Source organism: Vibrio sp. 2304, from assembly GCF_033339475.1.
In the GTDB taxonomy this organism is placed as follows: Bacteria; Pseudomonadota; Gammaproteobacteria; order Enterobacterales; family Vibrionaceae; genus Vibrio; species Vibrio alginolyticus.
Map to the genome: position 1 here is coordinate 1 of NZ_JAWOUQ010000130.1, position 528 is coordinate 528.

Annotated in this window: 2 protein-coding genes; one reads left to right on the plus strand and one right to left on the minus strand. The window is 31.2% G+C overall.

Annotation, left to right across the window (positions count from 1 at the left end):
* Positions 1-13: 13 nt before the first annotated feature.
* Entirely contained in the window at positions 14-103 is a 90-nt protein-coding gene (locus R7P64_RS24865; protein WP_411979340.1) for a formate dehydrogenase accessory sulfurtransferase FdhD, read from the plus strand.
* Here the strand turns inward: R7P64_RS24865 and R7P64_RS24635 are convergent.
* Positions 104-528: HesA/MoeB/ThiF family protein (locus tag R7P64_RS24635; protein WP_318124262.1), on the minus strand; the 425-nt coding region annotated here is incomplete at its 5' end.

The following is a 528-nucleotide window of genomic DNA, read 5'->3' on the forward strand; positions in this document are numbered from 1 at the left end:
TTATTCTATAGAATTGGCTAAAGCTTTAAATATAACATTAGTCGGTTTTGTGAGAGGTAAAAGATTGAATGTGTACACAAATTTTGACAATATAATACAATAATTATTGATTGTTTCTTAAATCAACAACAGTGTAGGATTGAGTGTAAGTGTCGATTAATAGGAGCTTATGCCTAAGCAATTCACCTCTTTTTATCAATATCTTTAAAACTTCACTCACCTCAATTGCTGCAATCAAAGCTGGCGTAAATGAAGGGTTACCTAACTTGTTTTCTACACTTTCAGCTCTTTTGTAGATTAGATTTAAAGTATTGTCATTTGGCATAATAGTTGAAACTTGCCCATACCAGCCAGATATAGCACCATGTACCATAGGAATATTTAATTCTCTTGCAAAATCTTGTATTAAAAACCTCGTCTTTATGTCATCAACTGCATCAACAACCACATCATGTCCTTTTAAGATATCTTTATAATTATCTTCTGTGATATTTGTACTAATGCTATTCACTTTGACTAAAGGGTTTA